The organism is Amycolatopsis sp. NPDC058340 (assembly GCF_042723975.1).
In the GTDB taxonomy this organism is placed as follows: Bacteria; Actinomycetota; Actinomycetes; order Mycobacteriales; family Pseudonocardiaceae; genus Amycolatopsis.
This window is the reverse complement of sequence record NZ_JBHXIB010000005.1, coordinates 260,022-281,713: the sequence shown is the minus strand read 5'-3', so window position 1 is coordinate 281,713 and position 21,692 is coordinate 260,022. Positions and strand designations below refer to the sequence as shown.

The 21,692-nt window shown below is 68.3% G+C and carries 22 protein-coding genes; 12 read left to right on the top strand and 10 right to left on the bottom strand.

From position 1 onward, the window contains the following. The first annotated feature begins 93 nt into the window (after positions 1-93). The 4 genes from ACFWIW_RS09605 to ACFWIW_RS09590 all read left to right on the top strand — a co-directional run bounded on the left by ACFWIW_RS09605 (position 94) and on the right by ACFWIW_RS09590 (position 5,603). Positions 94-1,563, top strand: coding sequence for a SpaA isopeptide-forming pilin-related protein (locus ACFWIW_RS09605; protein WP_378368004.1), 1,470 nt, complete (start codon positions 94-96; stop codon positions 1,561-1,563). Positions 1,564-1,575: 12 nt separating this feature from the next. Further along, complete coding sequence (locus ACFWIW_RS09600) at positions 1,576-2,259, top strand: class F sortase (protein ID WP_378368003.1); 684 nt, start codon at positions 1,576-1,578, stop codon at positions 2,257-2,259. Between the two features lie 100 nt (positions 2,260-2,359). After that, on the top strand, positions 2,360-4,351 hold the full coding sequence (locus tag ACFWIW_RS09595; protein WP_378368002.1) for an SDR family oxidoreductase: 1,992 nt from the start codon (positions 2,360-2,362) through the stop codon (positions 4,349-4,351). Between the two features lie 118 nt (positions 4,352-4,469). After that, on the top strand, positions 4,470-5,603 hold the full coding sequence (locus tag ACFWIW_RS09590; RefSeq protein ID WP_378368001.1) for a cell division protein DivIVA: 1,134 nt from the start codon (positions 4,470-4,472) through the stop codon (positions 5,601-5,603). Positions 5,604-5,686: 83 nt separating this feature from the next. On the opposite strand, the gene ACFWIW_RS09585 is transcribed toward ACFWIW_RS09590, so the two are convergent. Together ACFWIW_RS09585 and ACFWIW_RS09580 are read right to left on the bottom strand one after the other, a co-directional pair. Continuing rightward, positions 5,687-7,012 carry an amidase family protein gene (locus ACFWIW_RS09585; RefSeq protein ID WP_378368000.1) on the bottom strand — a complete coding sequence of 442 codons (1,326 nt, stop codon included), beginning with the start codon at positions 7,010-7,012 and terminating at the stop codon, positions 5,687-5,689. A 28-nt stretch (positions 7,013-7,040) separates the two neighbouring features. After that, positions 7,041-8,135 carry an alkene reductase gene (locus ACFWIW_RS09580; RefSeq protein ID WP_378367999.1) on the bottom strand — a complete coding sequence of 365 codons (1,095 nt, stop codon included), beginning with the start codon at positions 8,133-8,135 and terminating at the stop codon, positions 7,041-7,043. 67 nt (positions 8,136-8,202) lie between these two features. On the opposite strand from ACFWIW_RS09580, the gene ACFWIW_RS09575 reads away from it, so the two are divergent. Further along, the gene (locus ACFWIW_RS09575; RefSeq protein WP_378367998.1) at positions 8,203-8,616 is read left to right on the top strand and encodes a MerR family transcriptional regulator; all 414 of its coding nucleotides are present in this window, start codon (positions 8,203-8,205) and stop codon (positions 8,614-8,616) included. A 6-nt stretch (positions 8,617-8,622) separates the two neighbouring features. Here the strand turns inward: ACFWIW_RS09575 and ACFWIW_RS09570 are convergent, their stop codons facing one another. From ACFWIW_RS09570 to ACFWIW_RS09560, 3 genes are read right to left on the bottom strand one after another with little or no spacing between them, the layout of a single operon-like run. Then, on the bottom strand, positions 8,623-9,198 hold the full coding sequence (locus tag ACFWIW_RS09570) for a TIGR03086 family metal-binding protein (protein ID WP_378367997.1): 576 nt from the start codon (positions 9,196-9,198) through the stop codon (positions 8,623-8,625). Then, entirely contained in the window at positions 9,195-9,689 is a 495-nt protein-coding gene (locus ACFWIW_RS09565) for an SRPBCC family protein (RefSeq protein ID WP_378367996.1), read from the bottom strand. Before ACFWIW_RS09565 ends, ACFWIW_RS09570 begins: the two co-directional genes overlap by 4 nt. Before the next feature lie 29 nt (positions 9,690-9,718). Then, positions 9,719-10,069, bottom strand: a complete 351-nt coding sequence (locus tag ACFWIW_RS09560; RefSeq protein WP_378367995.1) for an ArsR/SmtB family transcription factor — start codon at positions 10,067-10,069, stop codon at positions 9,719-9,721. Between the two features lie 271 nt (positions 10,070-10,340). Here ACFWIW_RS09560 and ACFWIW_RS09555 point away from each other — a divergent pair, with 271 nt between their 5' ends. The 4 genes from ACFWIW_RS09555 (at position 10,341) to ACFWIW_RS09540 (ending at position 14,723) form a co-directional block, all read left to right on the top strand. Then, on the top strand, positions 10,341-11,582 hold the full coding sequence (locus ACFWIW_RS09555) for a glycoside hydrolase family 3 N-terminal domain-containing protein (RefSeq protein WP_378367994.1): 1,242 nt from the start codon (positions 10,341-10,343) through the stop codon (positions 11,580-11,582). Between the two features lie 147 nt (positions 11,583-11,729). Then, a complete protein-coding gene (locus ACFWIW_RS09550) occupies positions 11,730-12,668 on the top strand; it encodes an alpha/beta hydrolase family esterase (RefSeq protein WP_378367993.1) in 939 nt (312 codons plus the stop codon). 107 nt (positions 12,669-12,775) lie between these two features. After that, positions 12,776-13,480 (top strand): TetR/AcrR family transcriptional regulator, encoded by a 705-nt coding sequence (locus ACFWIW_RS09545; RefSeq protein ID WP_378367992.1) that lies wholly within the window; start codon positions 12,776-12,778, stop codon positions 13,478-13,480. A 37-nt stretch (positions 13,481-13,517) separates the two neighbouring features. After that, on the top strand, positions 13,518-14,723 hold the full coding sequence (locus tag ACFWIW_RS09540; protein WP_378367991.1) for a cytochrome P450: 1,206 nt from the start codon (positions 13,518-13,520) through the stop codon (positions 14,721-14,723). Here the strand turns inward: ACFWIW_RS09540 and ACFWIW_RS09535 are convergent. Next, on the bottom strand, positions 14,720-15,361 hold the full coding sequence (locus ACFWIW_RS09535) for a histidine phosphatase family protein (RefSeq protein WP_378367990.1): 642 nt from the start codon (positions 15,359-15,361) through the stop codon (positions 14,720-14,722). The genes ACFWIW_RS09540 and ACFWIW_RS09535 overlap by 4 nt on opposite strands. Positions 15,362-15,458: 97 nt before the next feature. Next, positions 15,459-16,256 carry a TIGR03084 family metal-binding protein gene (locus ACFWIW_RS09530; RefSeq protein WP_378367989.1) on the bottom strand — a complete coding sequence of 266 codons (798 nt, stop codon included), beginning with the start codon at positions 16,254-16,256 and terminating at the stop codon, positions 15,459-15,461. A 130-nt stretch (positions 16,257-16,386) separates the two neighbouring features. Between ACFWIW_RS09530 and ACFWIW_RS09525 the strand changes: the two genes are divergently transcribed. Then, the gene (locus tag ACFWIW_RS09525) at positions 16,387-16,833 is read left to right on the top strand and encodes a heavy metal-responsive transcriptional regulator (protein WP_378367988.1); all 447 of its coding nucleotides are present in this window, start codon (positions 16,387-16,389) and stop codon (positions 16,831-16,833) included. 109 nt (positions 16,834-16,942) lie between these two features. Here the strand turns inward: ACFWIW_RS09525 and ACFWIW_RS09520 are convergent, their stop codons facing one another. Beyond that, a complete protein-coding gene (locus ACFWIW_RS09520; protein WP_378367987.1) occupies positions 16,943-18,070 on the bottom strand; it encodes an acyl-CoA dehydrogenase family protein in 1,128 nt (375 codons plus the stop codon). Positions 18,071-18,147: 77 nt separating this feature from the next. After that, complete coding sequence (locus tag ACFWIW_RS09515; protein WP_378368055.1) at positions 18,148-18,699, bottom strand: DUF4190 domain-containing protein; 552 nt, start codon at positions 18,697-18,699, stop codon at positions 18,148-18,150. A 223-nt stretch (positions 18,700-18,922) separates the two neighbouring features. On the opposite strand from ACFWIW_RS09515, the gene ACFWIW_RS09510 reads away from it, so the two are divergent. Both ACFWIW_RS09510 and ACFWIW_RS09505 read left to right on the top strand, forming a co-directional pair. Then, the gene (locus ACFWIW_RS09510; RefSeq protein WP_378367986.1) at positions 18,923-20,122 is read left to right on the top strand and encodes a sensor histidine kinase; all 1,200 of its coding nucleotides are present in this window, start codon (positions 18,923-18,925) and stop codon (positions 20,120-20,122) included. Positions 20,123-20,152: 30 nt separating this feature from the next. Beyond that, a complete protein-coding gene (locus ACFWIW_RS09505) occupies positions 20,153-20,800 on the top strand; it encodes a response regulator (RefSeq protein ID WP_378368054.1) in 648 nt (215 codons plus the stop codon). Here the strand turns inward: ACFWIW_RS09505 and ACFWIW_RS09500 are convergent. After that, entirely contained in the window at positions 20,773-21,645 is an 873-nt protein-coding gene (locus ACFWIW_RS09500; protein WP_378367985.1) for an alpha/beta fold hydrolase, read from the bottom strand. The two genes, ACFWIW_RS09505 and ACFWIW_RS09500, sit on opposite strands and share 28 nt — an antisense overlap. Positions 21,646-21,692 lie beyond the last annotated feature (47 nt).

Sequence of the window (21,692 nt, the reverse complement as noted above, 5' to 3'; positions counted from 1 at the left end):
CACCGAAGGCGTGTCGGGGAACCTATCGATCGTGTGACCTGCGTCGACGTAAGGGCGTCGATGGCAGCGCACGGCCAAAGGAGTCAACACACCATGGGGTGGACCACACGCCCGAGCGTGCGTTCGCGCGCCTTGACCAGCCTGATCGCGACGTGCCTGCTCGGCGCCTTGTCCGCCACCGTCGCGGCGACACCGGCCTCGGCCGCCAAGGAGGAAGGCGTCGGCTACCAGGTCACGCCCGGCCAGACGGTCGGCAGCAAGCCCAGAGAACGCGACTGGCTGGGCTCCTACGTCGTCAACGGCAAGCACGTGTTCTGCGTCTCGTTCCAGCTGAAGGCGCCGGACACCAACGAGAAGTACCAGCCCGGCGACGAACTCCTCGACAAGTGGGGCGCGAAGCTCCCCGAGGACACCGCGGCCAACATCTCCTACCTTCTGCTTCGCTACGGCGGCACCAAGGACAACGCCGAGGCCGCGGCGCTCGCGCACCTGCTGCACTCGTGGACGTCGAAACCGCGCTCCGACGCCGATCTCGACCCGAAGCTCGGCCCGGACAAGATCGGTTACGACATCAAGGGACACCTTGAGAAGCTGAAGGCACAGAAGCCCGACGCCGCGACGGCCGTCGAGAAGCTGACCAAGGACGCCGAAGCCAACCGCGGCCCGTGGACCACCGCGATCGCGCCGCCGAAGGAAGACCAGCACATCGGCACCGCGGGCGAGTGGACGATCAGCGTCAAGAACGCCAAGGGCAAGGGCGTCTCCGGTGTTCCCGTGCAGCTCACGCCGTCGAACGCCACGATCGACAGCGGTGAGACCACCAAGCCCGCGTCGACCTCGAACGCCAAGGCCGAGAAGGCCACCACGGTGAAGACCGGCGAGGACGGCACCGTCACGGTCAAGGTGACGCCGACCGGCGACCAGCCGAAGCTGGCCAGCTCGCTCTCCGCCCCCGCGGACCGGCCGTACGTGCAGTTCCCGGTCGAGACCGGCGTGCAGAAGGTCGTGTCGACCGGCGGTGAGAAGGAACTGAAGGCCCAGGGTGTCGCGGTCGTTTCGAAGCCGGGCAAGGTCCAGGTGACCAAGGTCGACGCGAAGACCGGCAAGGGCATCGCGGGCGCCGCGCTGCGGATCACCGCCAAGGACAAGTCCACCGCCGCCGTCGGCCACGACGGCAAGCCGCTCAACGGCGCCGACGGCAAACCCGCCGTCGTCACCACCGAAGGCGAGAACGGCACGGTCACGGTGGAGAACCTGCGGACCCCGCAGGAGATCTGCGTGGTCGAGGTCAGCGCGCCGCCGGGCTACACCAACGCGTTCGACCCGAAGAATCCGCCGTCCGCCTGTGGCGAGCTCAAGCCGGGTGAGACGCTGGCCCTCAAGGTCGCCAACACGCCCAACGAGGTACCGCGCACCATCCCCGCCGGCGACCGGCCGGTGGCGATGATGCAGGGCACCGTCGAGAACTCGGCGTCGACCGCCGGCATCCTCGGCGTCGGCGCGCTTGCGCTGCTCGGTTCGGTGATGGTGGGCGTGGCCGCGCGGCGGTCTTCGCGACGCTAAGAGGATTCAGGAATGTCAGTACGACGCGGGTTCGCGCTGGGAGCGGTCACGGTCCTGTGCGCGGACCTCGTCGCGGCCCTGCTCATCTGGCCGCCGACGACCGTGGTGACGGGGACGGCCCAGCCCGTCTCCGTCTCCGTCGCGGGTGGCGCCCCCGCCGCGCCCGCGCAGCAAGAGGTCCCGCCTCAGCCGGACATCGTCCCCACGACTCCCACGTCCGCTCCGCCGCCTTCACAGCAGCCCGAAGCCCCGAAACCGCAGGGTCCGGGGACGATCCGGCTGCCCGCGGGCGGCGCGGCGAAACTCGTGCGCAAGGAACTCGGGCCGGGTGCGGAGCTTCCGGTGCCGGAGAACCTCGGCGAGGTGACCTGGTGGGGCGCCGAGCTGAGTTCGGCCACTGGGGCGAGCGTGTTCGCCGGGCACGTGAACTGGAAGGGCGCGACGGGCCCGTTCGCGGAACTGTGGACCGAGCGGATCGGCGGCGCCGTCACCGTGGTCGACAAGGCCGGGAAGTCCTGGCGGTACAAGGTCTCCCAGCTGATCACGCTGAAGAAGAACGAGCTGCCGCAGCGGGCGGACGAGCTGTTCGGCCAGTCCGGTCCACATCGGATAGTCCTCGTCACCTGCGGCGGCCGCTGGGTCGGCGGGGAGACCGGCTACGCCGAGAACCGGGTCGTCGTCGCCGACCCCGCCTAGTTACCCGTGAGTAACTTCACCGGTGTCCTGGTGGTCCTCGCCGTCCCGATGCAGCAGAATGCCGGGGGGACGCGGGCGAGCACGGTGAAGGGTGAGGCAGATGGCGACTTTTCTGGTGACCGGGGCGACCGGACTGATCGGGCGCCAGTTCACCCGGCTACTGCTCACCCGGGACGACGTCGACAAGGTGGCGCTCGTCGTCCGCGCGTCGTCACGGGACAAACTCGCGAAACTCGTGAACGCCTGGCCGCATCCCGAACGCGTCACCCTCGTCACCGGTGACCTCGGCGAGCCGTTGCTGGGCGTCGGCGAAGAGGATCGAGAGACGCTTCGCGGCGTCGATCACGTCGTCCACCTCGCCGCCCTGTACGACCTCACCGCCGACGACGAAGCCAGCATCAAGGCCAACGTCGAAGGCACCGCGCAGGTGATCGCGCTCGCCGCCGACCTCAACGCCGGCTGCCTGCACCACGTGTCCTCGGTCGCCGTCGCCGGTGACCACGAGGGCATGTTCACCGAGGAGATGTTCGACGTCGGGCAGCGGCTCATCACGCCGTACCACCGCACGAAGTTCGAGGCGGAGCGGCTCGTGCGTGAACAGCAGGACGTGCCGTGGCGGGTGTACCGGCCCTCGGTCGTCGTCGGGAACTCCGAGACCGGCGAGATGGACAAGATCGACGGCCCGTACTACCTGTTCCCCGCGATCAGCAGGCTGGCCGGGCTGCCCGACGTGCCGATCGTCGGCCCCGACCTCGGCGACACCAACGTCGTGCCGGTCGACTACGTCGCCGAGTCGTTGAACGCCCTGATCACCACGAAGGGCCTCGACGGCCGCGCGTTCCACCTCGTCAACCCGGAACCGCAGCCGGTCGTCTCGGTCTACAACGCCTTCGCCAAGGCCGCGGGCGCGCCGACCATCTCCGTACAGCTCAACGAACGCGTGTCCAAGGGCATCGTCAACCTGGTGAAGCTGAGCGAGCACATCCCCGGCTTCACGATCGCGCGCGACGCCGTGCTGGAGCGGCTCGGTATCCCGCCGGTGCTGCTGGAGACGATGGCCTTCCCGTCGGTGTTCTCGTCGGCGTCGACGCGCAAGGCACTCATCGGTTCGGGTGTCGAGGTGCCCCGGATCGAGGAGTACGCGCCCACCCTGTGGCGCTACTGGCGGGAGCACCTCGACCCGTTCCGCGCACGCAAGCACGGCCCGCGCGGCGAACTGGACGGCCGTCGCGTGATCATCACCGGCGCTTCTTCGGGTATCGGCCGCGCGACCGCGATCAAGGTCGCGGCCGCGGGCGGGGTGCCGCTGCTCGTCGCACGGCGCCGTCACGAACTCGAAGAAGTGCGGGACGAGATCATCGCCGCCGGCGGCACGGCGTCGGTGTACCCGGCCGACCTGACCGACGAGGAATCGGTGCACAAGGCCGTCGACGCGATGCTCGCCGAGCACGGCCGCATCGACATGCTCGTGAACAACGCCGGCCGCTCGATCCGGCGGTCGATCAAACTGTCGTACGACAGGTTCCACGACTACGAACGCGCGATGGCGATCAACTACTTCGGCGCGGTGCGGCTGATCCTCGCGGTGCTGCCGCATATGTCCGAGCGGAAATTCGGGCATATCGTCAACGTCTCGTCGATCGGTGTGCAGGGTATCGCGCCGCGCTTTTCGGCATACGCGGCGTCGAAGGCCGCTTTGGACTATTTCTCCCGGATCGCCGCGACCGAGACACACGGCGACGGAATCACCTTCACGACCATCCACATGCCACTCGTCCGCACGCCGATGATCCGGCCGACGAAGATCTATGACGCGTTCCCGACCAAATCCCCGGACCAGGCCGCGGACATGGTGATGAAGGCGCTGCGGGAACGTCCCAAGCACATCGGCACGCCCGCCGGGCAGGCGATCGGGCTCGCGTACACGCTCACGCCGGGGCTCACGGATGCCGTGGCCTACCAAGGATTCCGCGTGTTCCCGGATTCCGCGGCCGCGGGCGGCGAAGGCGGACTCAAGATCGGGAAGGGCGAGCAGCATCTGTCCCGCGCGGCGATGGCGCTCGCCCGGCTCAGCCGCGGCTTCCATTGGTGACACTGCGCACACGGGTGGCGGCCGTTCAGGTGAGGGATCGCAGCTGAGAGACGACACACGTCGGTGAATCACCAAGCCTGACAACGGCGACCCCGCGTACGCAGGTACCGTCGTGGCCATGGTTCCCGAGCGAGACAACGGCCTGTTGCCCCTGCGGCGCGAGTACACCCAGGCCTGGCACGGCTTCGACCGGAACGAAGTGCGCCAGTATCTGGATCATCTCGAAGCCCAGCTGCATCGCGTGATCACCGACCGCGACGCCGCGATCGCGCAGGCGACCTCGGCCACGCGCGAACTCGAAACCGTCCGCCACGAGGTGGCGAAGCTGAACGCCAGGATCGAGGAGCTGAAGAAACCGCCGGAGCGGCTCGAAGACCTCGACGAGCGGATGCAGCGCACCGTCACGCTCGCGCAGGCACGCGCGGACGAGATCACGAAGCGTGCCGAAGTCGCCGCCGAGAAGCACTGGGCTTCTTCGAGCGAAGCCTCGAAGAAGCTCCGCGAGCGCTACACGCGGCTCGTCGCCGAACTGGACAAGCAGGCGGACGCGCTGCACTCCGAGCACGAGTCCGCCCTCGCCGAGACGCGCGCCGAGGTCCAGCGGCTGACGGTGGAGGCCGCCCAGCGCCGGGAACTGCTGGACAACGAGGCCGAGCGCAAGCGCCGGAAGATCGAGCGCGAGTTCGATCAGACGATCGCGGCGCAGAAAGCGGCGCACGAGAAGCACATCGCCGACCAGCAGACGGCCAGCAAGAACCAGGCCGAACGCCGGATCGCGGAGGCCACCGCGGAGGCGAAGCGCCGCATCGACGAGGCGACGACCGAGGCGAAGCGCCGGCTCGACGAGGCCACGACGACAGCCGCCCAGCGCACGACGGCCGCCCAGCGGAAGGTCGAACGGCTGGCGGAGATCCGCGAGCAGGCCCGAAAGAGCCTCATGCAGGCCGACGAGGTCCTGAAGGGCAGCGAGGCGATGCTCGCGGCACTGCCCGAGGAGTCGGTGATCCCGCACGCTTCGAAGCTCGTCGGCGGCGACAGCAAGGCCGAGGAGACGAAGCCGGCGGGTAAGCCGGCCGAGCCGCCCGCGTCGAAGGCCACCGCTCCGGCCGCCGCCAAACCCGCACCCGCACCCGCTCCCGCCAAGCCCGCTTCTTCGGCGCCTGCCGCCGCTGCGCCGAAGAACGGACAGACCGAGCAGAACGGCCCGAAGGCGAACGGGCAGAAGCCGTCGCCGGCCAAAACCGGCTCCTGACCAGCGCGAAGTAGCAAGGGACCTTTGCTACCACTCCCTTTGAAGGGTGGTAGCAAAGGTCCCTTGCTCACTTTCGGACGCGGTCAGGAGGCGGTGGTGCGTGGCCAGGGATTGGCCGCTTCGAGCTGGGCGGCGAGGCCCAGCAGGAGCGCTTCCCCACCGGGCGCGGCGACGAGCTGGACACAGGCCGGGATGCCCGAAGGATGCACGCCGATCGGCACCGACATCGCCGGATAGCCCGCGAGATTCCACAGCCCGGCGAACCCCGCCACGCGCAGGGACGGCAGGACGTTGGCGATCCAGCGGCTGTCATGCCACGTGCGCGCCTTGAGCGGGAGGGTCGCGATCATGGGGGTGACCAGGACATCGTGGTCGGCGAAGAACTCTTCGGCACGTTCCAGCCAGCGCTCCCGGGTGGTCTCCCGGACGCGCTTGGCCATCAGCCGTCCGAGCCGGACATGGGTACGGGTGCGAGGCTGGAGTGCGCCGAGATCGAACTCGGCCGCTTGCTCGGCCGGACCCGCGACCCAGCGCGCGAGGAGGCCACCGATCGCACCGGCGTTGTACCGCGGTGTTCCGGGCGCGACGGTGTGCCCAGCCTCGCGGAACAGCTCTCCGGCCCGTGTGACGGCCCGGCTGAACGCGCGCGGCAGCGGCGCCCTCGTCAACGGGACCTGGGTCGACAGAGCGATGCGGGACCGCTTCGGGTCGGTGAGTTCGGCCAAGCCGGGCTGTTCGGCGAGCACCGACATCAGCACGGCGGCGTCCGCAACCGTGGTCGTCATCGGACCGTGCGTGGACAGGCCGAACCAGCCGTTCTCCCCCGGGACCCGGACCACGCCCTTACCCGGTTTGAGACCGACGATCCCGCACATCGCGGACGGCAGCCGGATCGAGCCCAACCCGTCGGTGCCGTGCGCGATGGGCACGAGCCCGGCCGCGACGGCCGCGGCGCTCCCGCCCGACGAACCGCCGGCGGCGTACGACGGGTTGCGCGGATTACGCGCCATCCCGTCCGGATCGTCGCTCGACGGCCAGACGCACAACTCCGGCACCCGGGTCAGGCCGACGATCACCGCACCGGCGGCGCGCAACCGCCGCGCTATCTCACCGTCCTCTGTGGACGGCGTCGACGAACCCGCGCGTGACCCCCACGAGGCGTATTCGCCCTCGATCGGCGCGACGTCCTTGACCGCGACCGGTACCCCGGCCAAGGGCAGGTCCGCCAGGTCCGTGCGTCCCGCGACGGCCGCGGCCTCAGCGAGCGCCTCCTCGGCCCTCACTCGGCGAAACGCGCCGACCACCCCGTCCGCCGCCTCGATCCGGGCCAACGCCTCACGCGTCACCTCGACCGGGTCGAGCTCCTTGGCGCGCACAGCCGCCGCGATTTCCACTGCCGTCTTGACCATCCCCGCACTGTAGAACGGGCGGCCAAGATCAGCTGCGCGCCGAACAGGCGAACTTCGCCGAGTCCGGTTCGAACGCCGGGAAATCGGTGTAGCCGTCGAGCCGGGCGCCGTAGTAGACGTCGTGATCCGCCTCGGCGAGCGGTGCGTGGAGAGCGAATCGGGCAGGCAGATCCGGATTCGCGATGAACAACCTGCCGAAGGCGACCACGTCCGCCAGGCCGGATCCGATCAAGGACTCGCCCTCGACGCGGCTGGTCGGCTTCTCCGACCGCAGATTCGCGACGAGCGTTCCTGGCCACAATGGCCGCAAGTGCGACAGCACCTCGACGTCAGGGGTATCGATGACGTGCAGGTATGCGAGCTCGTATCGACGGAGTTCCGCGAGCAGTCGTGAGTACACCTCCTTCCAATCGTCTTCCACGATGTCGTTCTCCGGGTTGCCCGGCGAAATTCGCAGAGCGACCCTGGCCGCACCGATCTGCTCGGTCACGGCCGCCACCACCTCGAGCGAGAAGGTGAGCCGGGCGGCGACCGAGCCGCCGTAACGGTCCTCCCGGCGGTTGGTGTTGCCGGCGAGGAACTCCTGGATGAGGTAGCCGTTGGCGCCATGGAGTTCCACGCCGTCGAATCCCGACTCGACGGCCCTGCGTGCCGCCTCGGCGAAGTCCTGGACGACCTCGCCGATCTCCTCCTCGCCGAGCGCCCGGGGTTCGGCGGTGTCCGTCCAGCCGCCGGCCGAGAAGATCCGCCCGGCCTGCCGGACCGCCGACGGCGCCACCGGTGTCCGGCCCGTCACGCCGGGGTGGCTGACCCGTCCCGCGTGCCAGAGCTGCGCGTAGATCCGGCCGCCTTCCTCGTGCACGGCCGCCGTCACCTCACGCCATGCCTCGGCCTGCCGCTCTGTCGCCAGGCCTGGGATTCCAGGGCCGCTCTTGCCGGTCTTGTCCACCCAGATGCCTTCACTCACGATCAAGCCTGCGCTCGCACGTTGCGCGTAATACTCGGCCGTCCGCGGATGTGGCACGCCGGTGAGATCGTCGGCGCGCCCCCTGGTCATCGGAGCCATCGCAATGCGGTTCGGCAGCTGGATCGCGGTACCGCGGAACGCTTCTAGCAACCTCATGAACGCGAAGCTAAACCCTGACACCGGCGTCACGGTCAACCTCGGTTTCCGCGGCTAATGTGGACTCATGCGGATCGGCGAACTGGCGAAGCGAACCGGGGTGAGCGTCCGCTCGTTGCGGTACTACGAAACGGAAGGCCTGTTGCGTCCCGACCGATGCGGCAACGGCTACCGGACGTTCACCGAAGACGACATCGCGAGGGTGCTGCAGATCCAGCTCTTCTATTCAGCCGGGTTGTGCAGCGGCAAGATCGCGGAACTCCTTCCCTGTGTTTCCGGGGACCACACGCATTTGGTGCCCTCGCCGGAGATGACCGGCGAACTGGAGATCGCCAAGACCCGCATCCAGAACCAGATTTCCTTGCTCACCTCCTCTCTGTCGGTTCTGGAACGTGTCCTGGCCGCGGCCAAAGGGACCGACACCGCCGCGGTACCGGTTCCCGCCCGGCCCGTCCGGCGACATCGCGGGATCCATGTCTGAGCCGTATCAGGCGTTCGGGTCTCGGCCCATCAGTCCGAGCAGCCTGTCCTGCAAGGGCGCGTCTTCGGGCACCTTCACTTCGGAACCGAAGACGACGATGCCGGGCCCGAAGGCTCCCGGGATCCTCATCTGGTCGGGGATCGCCTGCGCCGCCGGCCACATCCGCGCGACCTCCTCCGGATCGATCGTGTCGTCCTGACCGGTGGCCCTGGCCAGGTCCCAGCCGTGGATCACCATGTCGGCACTGACGACTTGATCGATGTGCTGTTCGGCGGTCATCTTCCCTGTCGGCGTCTCGTGCTCCGTTGCTGCGAGCACTGGGTCGCCGAGGACCGCCTCGACATCGGCGCGAGCCGACCGGAAGGCACCCAACGGGTCTTCCATGAGCGACGGCGCCGGCCCGAGGTCACGTCCGAACGGGCTCAGCATCGCGGCATGCATGTCGACGATGTGCCCGACGACATCCCTGGCGTTCCAGTCTTCACACGGAGACTTGCACTCCCACTGGCTTGCTTCGACAGCGGCGACCTTGCGCTCGAAAGCGTCGGCCCGGACGCGATATCGGTCGGCGATGGCACTCATCGGGTTCCCGCCCTCACCGGGACGGCCACGACCTCGGCCAGCTTGTCGAAGCCTTCACCGACGCCCCGTTCCATCCCGGACTCGAGCACGGCGTCCCGGATCCGCTTCGAGCCGTACCGCACCACCTGGGTCAGCATGGTGACCCCGTCGTGTTCGACCAGAGTCAGAGTCGCCAAGGCCTGACCTTCCGACGCCTCGCAGTCCTCGTTCGTCTCGAGGGAGACGAGCCGTCCCGGACGGTCGATCTCCTGGTACACGCCCTGCAGCAGCATCTCCCTTTCGCCGCCGTGGCGCAGCCGGTAGCGCCATCTGCCACCGACCCGCAGATCGATCTCGCATTCGACGACCTCACAGTCGTGCGGACCGAACCAGCGGCGTACCAGCTCCGGTTTGGTCCACGCGTCGAACACCAACGCCCTCGGTGCGTCGAAGGACCTTGTCATGACGATCTCGAGATCGCCGGATTTCGTCACGCTGAGAGTTCGTCCCATCGTGCTGTTCCTTTCCGCTCGTGCGGTGGTCAATCGGTCTCGTCCCGGCGTTCGGGGTGCTGGATCTCCCCTTCCAGGACGAGATCCAGCTTCGAGAAGGTCTCGTCCCAGTAGCGGCGGTAGCCACCGAGCCATTCGTTCGCGTTCTTCAGCGGCTGGGCCACCAGCCGGCAGGGGCGGCGCTGAGCGTCGCGCCCCCTCGCCACCAGCCCAGCCCGCTCCAGCACCTTCAGATGCTTGGAGATGGCGGGCTGGCTCATAGCGAACGGCTCGGCCAACTCCGTCACCGTGGCCTCACCACGCGCGAGCCGGGCCAGGATCGCCCGCCGGGTGGGGTCGGCGAGCGCCGCGAAGGTGACATCGAGCAGATCCTGTGCCACGGTCGCCCGCCTTTCCGTTTCATCTGTTCTCACGAGTTCGGCTTCTCACGATCGCTTCGGCGCCTGCGGCATCGTGGATAACCTTGCGGTTCCATAACCATGTGGTAATCTACGACGGAGCAGATCGATCTGTCAAGCCCGGACATCCGTTTGACGAGGGAGAACGCGGAAGAGGAAGGAGGTGGGGCCAGAGGTCCGGCAGGCGCGCTCATGCACCAAAGGGCACGCAAGCGCGTACGAAGGGGCAAGCCGGGTTACCGTCGACACCGGCATGGACGACGAACGAAACGAGCCGATGAACTCCGGTCGACCGAAGACGACGAAGCGATGGACGGCCGTCATCCTGGGAGCCGCGACCGTTCTGCTCACCAGCGTGCAGTGCGGTACGGCGAACGACGATGCCGGATCCGCACAGCCGGCGGGGACGGTACCTCCGCCGCGTAGCAGCGTCGCCTCGGTCCCACCCAGCTCCAGCAGGCCTGCCCCCTCGCCGTCACCGAGGGCGGAACAGGCGCCTGCACCAGGCTGCGACGCCGTCATCGCCGGGATGAACCCCCGGCAGCGGCTGGCCCAGCTGGTGGTGGTCGGCGTGAACGCCGGAGACCCGCAGGCGGCGGTGAAGCTGGTACGCGATCAGCAGGTCGGCGGGATCTTCCTCGGCGGCAACGAGACGGCCATCCTGCGGAACGGCGCGTTGGACGAGGTCCAGCGCGCGGCGAAGGTCCCGGTATCGGTGGCGATCGACGAGGAAGGCGGCCGTGTCCAGCGGATCGACGCCCTCGACGGCGACATGCCGAGCGCACGGAAGATGGCCTCGACCCTGACACCGGCACAGGTCCGGGCGAAGGCCGCCGAACGAGGGCGGCAGATGCTGGCCCGCGGCGTCACCGTCGACTACGCGCCCGACGCCGACATCACGGACCAGCCGGACCGCGACATCGTCGGCGACCGGTCGTTCGGCGCGAATCCCGAAGTCGCGCGGAAGTTCATCCTGGCGTTCGCGCAGGGTTTGCGGGACGCCGGAGTGCAGCCGGTACTGAAGCACTTCCCCGGGCACGGGCACGCCAGCGGGGACTCCCACAAGGGACTGGTGCGGACACCGCCGCTGGCCTCGTTGCGGAAGGTCGACCTCGTTCCGTACCGGGACATCGGCGAGTACGGCGAAATCGGCGTCATGGTCGGACATCTGGACGTGCCCGACCTGACTGGCGGCACTCCGTCGACCCTGTCGGCGCCGGCGTACCGGCTGCTGCGGAAGGACTACGCGTTCGACGGCCCGGTGATCACGGACGATCTCGGGGCGATGAAGGCGATCACGTCGCAGTATCCGCTGCAAACGGCTGTGCTCAAGGCACTGCAGGCCGGGGCGGATCAGGCGTTGTGGTCCTCTGGCGGCAACGTCGGCACGGTGCTGGCCACGCTGGAGCAGGCGCTGGCGTCCGGCGATCTCCCGGCGGCCCGGGTCGACGAGGCCTTGACCCGCGTGCTCACGGCGAAACGCGCCTGCGGCTGATCAGCCACGGCCCAGGTCGGCGATCAGACGGTCGCCCGGCAGGGTGAGGTGAAAAACGGTCCGAAAACTCAATGAACACAATGCTGACCAGGCCCGCGTCAGGAGTGACCCTGATCACCGCCCTGCCGCCCGATCAAGGAGGATCGCGTGCCTGGTCCCACGAAATACCTGCGCCGTCTCGCGCTGACGGCCGCCGCCGCTGCCGGACTGAGCCTGCTCACCGCCCCGATGGCGTCGGCCATGCCGTCGCCGATCGATCATCCGGTGCGGACGACCGGCTGCCAGCGTCCGTCCCCGGTCCCCGCCGGGGCGACGACGCTGCGGACCGTGACGTCCGGCGGTCTGGTCCGCGAGTACACGGTGCACGTGCCGGCGCAGTACCGGTCTTCCCGGCCGTACCCGCTGGTGTTGTCGTTCCATGGCCACAAACGGACGTCGAAGTATCAGGAGGAGCTGTCCGGGTTTTCCGCGTATGACGCGATTTCCGTCTACCCGCAAGGTCTTCCGGGTACGGACGGGGAGTCGGCATGGACCGGCGCGCCGTACTCGGCGGCCGCCGACGACGTGCTCTTCACCAGCGATCTGCTGAACACGCTCCAGCGTGAACTGTGCGTCGACTCCCGCCGGATCTACGCGACGGGCAAGTCGAACGGCGGCGGGTTCGTCGGCGTCCTCGCGTGCCGGATGCCGGGCCGGATCGCGGCGTTCGCCCCGGTCGCCGGCGCGTTCTACCCGCAGGGCGGCGAGTGCCACCCGTCGCGTCCCGCGCCGATTCTCGATTTCCATGGCACGGCCGACGCGACGATCCCCTACACCGGGAATCCCGCCAAGGGTCTGCCGACGCTGCCGGATTGGCTCGCGGCGTGGGCGGACCGGAACGGCTGCTTCCCACGTCCGATCCAGTACTCGCCGAAAGCCGATGTCACCGTCCAGCGATGGCTCGGCTGTTCGCTTCAGCACTACCGGGTCGAAGGCGCCGGGCACGTCTGGCCGAGCACCGCACCGAACAACGACTCCGCCACTCCGACCGTCATCGACGCGACCCCGGTCATCTGGAAGTTCCTGCTCGCCCACCGTCTGCGTTAAGAACTCGTCGATTTCCTTGCCGGACCAGCCCACCCGGCGCTACCGTCGAGATGACCGGATGACCAGATAACCAAATCTGGTCACGAAGTCAGACTCTGGGAGTGCACGTGGCAGAACGTCCGGACCGCACCGCCGGCCGCGCCGATCGCATCCTCGACGCGGCCGGCGTCCTGCTTTCGCGGCTGGGCTATCGCAAGGTGACCATCGAGGACATCGCGAGCCAGGCCGGCATCGGGAAAGGCACGATCTACCTGCACTGGCCCACCAAGGAAACCCTCTTCCACGCGCTGCTCCTGCGTGAATCCCTCCTTGCCGCCGAGAACCTTCTCGAGCGGCTGGAAGAAGACCCGGCGGAAGTCGTCCCGCACCGGTTCCAGCGGGCCGCTTTCCTGTTCACCCAGCGAAACCCGTTGCTCGGCGCACTCATCACCGGCAACACCGAATTGCTGGGCCGGTTGAAGAAACATCCTTTGCAGGATCAGGACGCGGTCGTGACCGAGCGGTACCTGAAGACGATGACCGACCGGGGCCTGCTGCGCGACGACATCCCGAACCTGCTTTTTTCCCTGCGTGCTTCGGCGCTGGGGTTCTATCTGATGGACAGCTTCACCAGCGACGGCGCCGACCTCACCATCGAAGAGAAGGCCGACGCTCTCGCGCACATCATCCGGACGGCGTTCGAGCCGCCGGAGCCACCGTCCACGGCGAATCTGGCCGCCACCGCGGCCGAAGTGATCCAGGCGTTCCAGGATCTGATCTCGTCCTATCGCGCCTGGATCTACCGGAAGGACGGCCCCGAGGAGCCCGCTTGATCCGCGCTCCTCCACCACGAGAAGAAGGGGGCAAGCCATGACCACGATCGCCGAAACCTGGGGTGTCCACGAAGCCCAGTTCTGGCTTCGGGACGAATTCCCGGCCGACCCGGTCCGTTTCGCCCCGGAGACGGGCATGTGGAATGTCTACGGCCACGCCGAGGCGTTGAAGACCCTGAGCGACCCCAAGGTGTTCTCTTCCGACACCACCCGGCTGATCCCCAAGGAGATCTCGCCGGACAAGGACCTGTTCGTCGAAGGCAACCTGCTCCAGATGGATCCTCCGGATCACAAGAAGCTGCGCACGCTGGTGAGCCACGCCTTCACGCCGAAGGTCGTCGCGGATCTCGAACCGCGGATCGCCGCGCTGACGAACGAGCTCCTCGACGCGGTCGACGGCGCGGACTCGATGGAACTGGTGACCGATCTGGCCTATCCGCTGCCGGTGATCGTCATCGCCGAACTGCTCGGCATCCCGGCGAGCGATCGCGACCTGTTCAAGAAATGGGTCGACACGTTGCTGCGGAACAGCCAGCAAAGGTCGTTGATCAAGCAGACCGAAGAGGACAAGAAGGCCGCCGAGGAAACGTCCGCTCAGGTGAAGAACCTGGTGAACTATCTTTCCGGGCACGTCGACGATCGACGGCGGAAACCGCGCGAGGACCTGCTGACCAAACTCGTCGAAGCCGAGGTCGACGGCACGAAACTCACGCAGAACGAAGTCGTCAACTTCGCGAACGTGCTGCTGCTCGCCGGGCACATCACGACCACGATGCTGCTCGGGAACACGGTGCTGTGCCTGGATTCCCACCCGGACGAGTACCGGCGGGTCCGTGAGGACCGCGCGTTGCTGCCCGCCACGATCGAGGAATCACTGCGGTTCCTCAGCCCGTTCGCACTGGTCGCCCGCGCCACGACGACCGACGTCGAACTGGGCGGCCAGACGATCAAGGCGGACAGCATGCTCGCTATCTGGGTCGCGGCGGCGAACCGGGATCCGCGCGCCTTCACGGATCCGGGTGTCTTCGATCCGGCGCGGGCGCACAATCCGCACCTGGCTTTCGGCCGCGGGATCCATTTCTGCATCGGTGCCCCGCTCGCCAGGCTCGAAGGCAAGACGGCGCTCAACATCTTGCTTGACCGTTTCCCGGATCTGCGCACCGATCCGGCCGTTCCGCCGTCGTTCATCCCCAGCCCGCATATGACGGGGGTGAACGAGCTCCGGCTGCTGCTGAAGCCCTAGCGGTCCGCGAACCGGGAGGCGAGCGGGACCACCATGCGCGGGATCCGCTTCCCGGGCGTGTACCTCAGTTCGGTGATGTTGCCGTTCGGCACGAGGTAGGTGTCGGCGAAGGTGCGGAATCGGCGCATGGCCGCACTGTCCGGAGTGGTGGTCCCGGTCAGCAATGACCACATGACCGCGCGGATGAAGAGCCCGTGCGTGAAAACGGCGATCGGCCCGGGTTCCCGTTCTCCAAGCCGCGCCAGGAATTCCTGGGTCCGGCCGAAGAGAGCGGCGAAGGATTCCGCGCCGTTCACCGCGTGGTGCGGATCGGCACGGGACCAGTAGGCCTCCGTGTACGGCTTACGGGTGGCAGTGGTGGTGACCTGTCCATGGAGTTCGCCGAGAAAGGTGAACTCCTGGACAGGCCACTCCTCACGCTCCGCGCCGGGGAACCGCTCGATCGTCGGCTCGGCGGTCTGCCGAGCCCGCAAGAACGGCGACGTCACGATCAAACGAGGCGGTTCGGCCAGCGATTCCGCGATTTCGACGGCCTGCCGCCGGCCGAGTTCGGTCAACGCTGAGGCCCCCGGCTCACCACCGGGAAGCCCCGCGTTGGATTCGCTTTCGCCATGTCTGATCAGCCACACCCGTGCCACGATCGCCTCCTAGACCCCGTGTGCCATCGACGATCGCACCGAGCGGAGTTGACCGCGTCTTCCAGGATGCCCAATCACCGCCGAAGTGGCGGAATTTTCAACGATCGAACTGTCCCGGCGAGCGTCCCTCGCCCGCGGGGCCGCGGTACGCCTGCGCGATGTCGAGCCACTGGTCCGCCAGCGCGCCCTCGGCGCGGACGTCGAGGTCGTCGCGGTGACGGCGCCGGGTGACCAGCAGACAGAAGTCCTCCGCGCTGCCGGTGACACGCTGCCGGGAGTCCTCGGGCCCGAACGTCCACAACTGCCCGGACGGCGCGGTGATCTCGAACCGGAACTCCTGTTCCGGCGGGGTCAGGCCCCGTGCCTCGTAGCCGAAGTCCCGCACCCGGACGGCGAAGCCGACGAGGTACGCGAGCCGGTCCGTCCGTTCCGGCCGCACTCCCAGCGCGTCCGCGATGTCCTGGCCGTGGGCGAACAGTTCCATCATCCCGGCGCAGGCGAGGATGGCCGGCGGCAGCGGGGTGACCAGCCACGGGACGACCTGGTCCGCCGGTACCGCGGCGAGCGCCTTGATCCCGGCGTCGCGTTCGGCACGCCAGCGGCTGAGCAGGACCTCGTTGGGGTCGCCGAGGTAGTCGTCGAGGGCCGCGTTGACCGCGGCGTCGAAACCGCGCGCCATCGAGCGCTTCATGACTTCGGCGAACGTCTGCGGCTCACCCGCGGACAACCCGGCGATCTTGAAAATGAAGGAGAGATGCGCGATCTGGTGTTTGACCGACCAGCCCGCCGCGGGTGTCGGCAGCTCCCATCCCGCGTCGTCCAGGCCGGCCACCAGGGCATCGACCTGTTCGCCCTCCGTGGTGAGGTCCCTGATCACGTACCGGAAGTCAGTCACCGTGCCGTCCTCTCGCCGTTTCCACCCTCTCGAATGATGCGGACGCGCCGGGCCGTCGTCTTCTCTTCGTGAGCCCCGGTCGAATTTCGAACTTGATTCTGGAGCCGGGTCCAAGTTCTACCCTCACACCATGCGAACCGAAGCGACGAAGGCGCTGGCGGCGTTGACCATGTCCCAGGTGACCTCTCGCGCCGGAGTACGGCCGGACACCGTGCGCTACTACGAGCGCATCGGCCTTCTGCCAACGCCCGCGCGGACTTCCGGGGCACACCGGCGCTACGACGAGGACGTCATCGACAGGCTGCGGTTCATCCGCGGCACCCAGCGGCTCGGGCTGTCGCTGACGGAGATCGGTGACCTGCTGAGCGTGCGCGACACCGGGGTGTGCCCGTGCGAACCCGCCGAAACCATGCTGGAACGCCATCTCGCCGAGATCGAAGCGGAAATGGCGCGCCTCGGCGAGCTGCGCGCCGAACTCACTTCCATGCTGTCCGGGATGTCCGGCGCCGAATGCGCCGATCCGCTTCCCGGTGCCTGGTGCCCGCCCGCCCGCGGACCCGAGGGAGGAGGTGGATGACCATGCGGAACGACGACTGGTGCGATTGCGACTGCTGCGGCAGCGGCTGCTGCTGACCCGCTCCGGCGGGACCGGCCGGGCTTGACGTCACCCGGCCGGCCATCCGAGGTCAGTCCCGCGGCAGGAGCACCGTCTTCCCGATCCGGTCCTTGGTGACTTCGGCCGAATAGGCCATCAGCCCGCCCGCCTGCGCGTCCCGGAACAGCCGCTGGATCGGCGAGGTGCGCAGGAAACCCGAACCGCCGCCCGCCTTCAGCGCCACCTGCGCGACGTCGCGGGCGATGTCGTTCGCGAGCACCTTCGCCGTCATGGTCGCGGGCAGGAACTCCGGCGAATTCTGATCCGCCAGCCACGCCATGTTCCGGGCGTACATGAGCGACGCTTCGAGACGGGCGTGGACGTCCGCGACTTCGAACTGCAGCCATTGCATTCCGGCCAGCGGCTCCCCGGTCGCCGGGATGACGCGGCTCCGGGCGTGCGAGATCAGCGCTTGTTCCGCCGCGTCGGCGATCCCCAGCGACAAGAAGGCGAGACCCGCCGCGATGTGGTTCGGCCGCTGCACGGTCGTGGGCGGGCACCGGCGATCCTCCCGGAGGAGGGTGCCTTCGAACGAGACGAGCTGGCTTCGGCTGGCCCGCAGTCCCATCGTGTCCCAGATGGGGACGAAGGTCATCGTGTCGTCCGGCGCAACGCCGAAGAACGTGGGCACGCCGCCGACGAGCGCGTTGACCAGGAAGTGGTCGGCGACCTCGCAACCCGAAACGAATCGTTTGGCCCCGGTGAGCCGGTACCCGCCGTCGACGGGTTCGGCGACCTGTTGCGGCATCAGGAACATGTTGCCGCTGCTCGGTTCGGACAGCGCGTTGGCGAAGCGCTTGCCGCCGATGAGCTCTTCGGCGTAGAAGCGACCCACGTCCGGGGCGGACAACTGGGCCAGCCCGACAGCAGCGCCGATGTGCATCACCCAGACACACGCTGTCGATGAACAGGCCGCGCTGAGGATCCGGACGATCTCGCCGTAGGTCCGATAGCTGAGATCCTCGCCGCCGAACTCCGCGGGCAAGGTCGCCCCGTCGAGTCCGGTCGCGTGCAAGGCACGAAGGTTGGCGATGGGCAGCTCGGCCGTCTCGTCGAACTCGGCGGCGCTCGCGGCGAAGTCTTCCGCCAGTTCGGTGACGGTTTCGATCCAGTGACGTTCGTGGGCGGGTGGGGCGAACGGATGGACGGGCTCGGTCATGCCCGCATCATGCCGGAATCGCGAAGGCCTCCCCGCCACCCCGAGAATGGCGAAGGAGGCCTTTCACGGTCCGGCCGTCACACTCCGGTGCAGGCGGCCATCGCGAATTCGCCGGAAGCGGTCTTGGTCGAAACCACCGCGCCGTCGACGGTGATCTTGCAGGTCACGGATCCACCGGTCTCGCCGGTGGTGACCGTGAGCGTCCCACCCTTGTAGACGCCCTTGTTCTCGACTTCCTTGTTCCACGGCAGCGCCGGGACCGTCTCCGTGACGGGGTTGAGGACCTCGCCGTAGATGACCTCGACGTTCGTGGCGTCGCCGGTGACCTCGTAGGACACCTTCGCGGTGCGGTTGATCTCGTTGTTGACCTCGTCGACGGCCGCGTTGAACACGAAGATCCAGACCACGCAGACCACCAGGCCGAGCGCGGACAAGGCGATACCGGTGATGGAGAGCCCCTTGTTGGAGGCCTTCCCGTTCTTGACGCGGACCAGGCCGATGATCGAGAAGATCAGGCCGAGGATCACCAGCGGCCAGGCGATGACGCCGACGAACGGGATCGGGGAGAAGACCAGCCCCACCAGGCCGAGGACGAAGCCCGTGACGCCGATGCCGTTGCGGGGCGGCATCGGGCTGGCGGGGGCTTGCGGGGCCGGCGTGTAGGGGGTTTGCTGGGTCACGGGGGTTTTCCTTTCCAAAGGGATGAACGAGGCGGCATACAACCAGCGATCGCGAGGCCCCCGCGTCGTCCTCGGCGCGCCAACCCGTTACGACGAAAGTCGTAATTCACGCGTCGTGATCGACCGGTTCCGCTGATGCGGCCGGCCAAGCGGGTTTGCGTACGCTCAGCGCATGGCAAGGCGTGTGCTCGGTGTGGTGCTCACCGTGGTGGCGGTCGCGGCGTGCGTGATCAGCAGCATTTTCGTCTTCAGCGCCCAGGGTTACCTTCCGGCGACGCAATCGTTCGACCCGACTTGGTGGTCCACGCTCGGTTTCTTCACCGGGATCGCGGCCGCGGTCATGCTCTGCTGGCGGCACAAATGGCCGGAACTCGTCCTCGGCATCGCCTTGGTGCCGCCGCTGTGTTTCCGGTCCGACGCGCTGGCCGCGCTGGTCGCCCTCGCCGCCTTGGCCGCGCGCCGTCGCGACCGCGTCCTGTGGATCGGCTCCGTCCTGGTCTACGTCGCCACCGCGTGGGCGTTGTTCGGAGACGCCAACCGCCATCCCGACGTGACCGTCGCGGGGCAGATCGTCGGCAAGCAGTTCTCCGCCGTACAGCTGATGGGGACGTTGACGGTCGCCGTCGTGATGACGGCAGTGCCGCTCACCGTCGGCGTCGTCCGCGGGATGCAGGACACGCTCGCGATCCGTGAGGCCAAGGAAGAGGAACTCCGCGCCGAAATGACCCGCCGCGCGGAACGCACCCGGATCGCGCGCGAGATGCACGACGTCCTCGGGCACCGGCTCTCGCTGTTGTCGCTGCAGGCCGGTGCGCTCGAGGTCAGCAAAGGACCCGCGACGACGGAGGCGGCGAAGACCGTCCGCACGACCGCGCGCCAGTCGCTCGAAGATCTGAGACAGGTCATCGGGGTCCTCCGCGATGGCCAGGGTTTCAGCGAAAACAGCGAGAACGGAGTCCATCCGGAGCCGCCACAGCCGACGCTGGCGGACATCCCCGAACTGGTCGCCAACGCCCGCCGGGCCGGTTTGGGGGTCAACGTGACGATCCTGCTCGACGACGCGGGCGGCGCGCCGGCGCTGCTCGGCACGACCGCCTATCGGATCGTCCAGGAGTCGATGACCAACATCCTGAAACACGCGCCGGGCGCGACGGCCGAGGTCTCGGTTCGCGGCGGGCCGGGGAACGGGCTCACCGTCGAGGTCGTCAATCCCCTGGCCGCGACCGCCGCGGTGGGAAGGCCGCCGGGCGCGGGCGCCGGGCTGACGGGCATCGGCGAACGTGTCACGCTGATCGGCGGGAACGTCAGCGCCGGCCCCACCGAAGAGCGCACATTCGCCGTCCGGGCTTGGCTACCGTGGGGACACCACTAACCTGTCCGGGTGAACCAGCGCCCACTGCGAGTGCTGCTCGTCGACGACGACCCGCTCGTGCGAACCGGTTTGTCGATGATCCTGTCCAGCACGGGCGACATCGAGGTCGTCGCGGAAGCGGGTGACGGGGACGAAGCGGTGCCGAAGGTGACCATGCACGCACCCGACGTCGTGCTGATGGACATCAGGATGCGCCGGATGAACGGCCTCACCGCGACCGCCGCGGTCACCGCGCTGCCCAACCCGCCGAAGGTTCTCGTGCTCACCACCTATGACCTCGACGAGTACGTCTTCGACGCGCTCGGCGCGGGTGCCAGCGGTTTCCTGCTGAAGGAGGGCTCGCCGCAGGAGATCATCGACGCGGTGCGCGTGGTCGCGGCGGGCGAGGCCATGCTGTCGCCGCGGACGACGCGGACACTCATCGGGCATTTCGTCGCGACCAGGACGAGCCCGCGCCGTCATCGGGCGCGAGCCGGGCTCGGCACCCTGACCGAACGCGAACGGCAGATCGTCACCGCCGTCGCGCAGGGCGGGACCAACGCCGAAATCGGCGCGGAACTGCACCTGAGCGAGGCGACGGTGAAGACTCACATCACCCGGATCTTCGCGAAACTCGACGCGACCAACCGGGTCCAGCTGACGATCTTCGCCTACGAAGCCGGGCTCGTCGCTCCCTGACTTCCCGTCGCGAGCAGCCCGGCGAGGAGGGCGGCGGCCTCCTGCGGGTGAACGAGGAAACGGACGTGACTGCTCTTCAGTGACCGCACGTCGGTCGGGTTGCCCGGGGTGAGCGCGTCCGCCTCCTTGATGAAACGGTCCTGCAGCGCGAGCGGCATCGACCGGTCCTCGGTGAGCCTGATGTAGGTGCGCGGGATCCGGCCCCAAGTGGCGGCGTCGGCGAGTTCGGTCCCGGCGTCGAGGCTCTCGTCCGGCTCGAGAGTGTTGAGGTAGGCGAAGAATTCCTGCTCGGTGCCGTCCTCGATCATCGCGGTCTTCAGCGCGGCCAGCAGCGCGGGATCGGCGGTGCGCCAGTTCATCCGGAGCGCGCCGAGCTCGGCCGGGTTCGCGACGACGACCCCGCCGACGTCGTTGAGCGCGCTGCTCGCGTACTCCGGCCCCTGCATGTACTCGCCCACCGTCGCGTCGACGCAGCACCATGCGGAGATGTAGACGATCCGGTCGATCAGTTCCGGGACGGCGTTCGCGACACCGGTGAGCGCGAGCCCGCCGCGGCTGTGCCCGACCAGGATGACCGGACCGTGCTCGGCGACCTTGCGCACGACGTCCACCACCTGCTCGACGGCCTCGGCCAAGGTGGCCCCGGCCTGGTTCGACGGCGCCGAGGCCAGCGCTTCGAGGTCTTGCGGTGCCTGGTAGGCGGCGTGGAAACCGGCGGCGAAGCCGTGTCCGGGAAGGTCGACGGCCAGCGAGCGGTGGCCGAGCAGGGCGAGCTCGCGTTGCAGCGGGCCCCAGGTGAACGAGGCGCTGCTGGAACCGTGGACCAGGACGTAAGTGGGAGTCACTGCTTCATTCTGGCAGTGCCGCTTGGCCGGACCGGCATGCCTTGTGT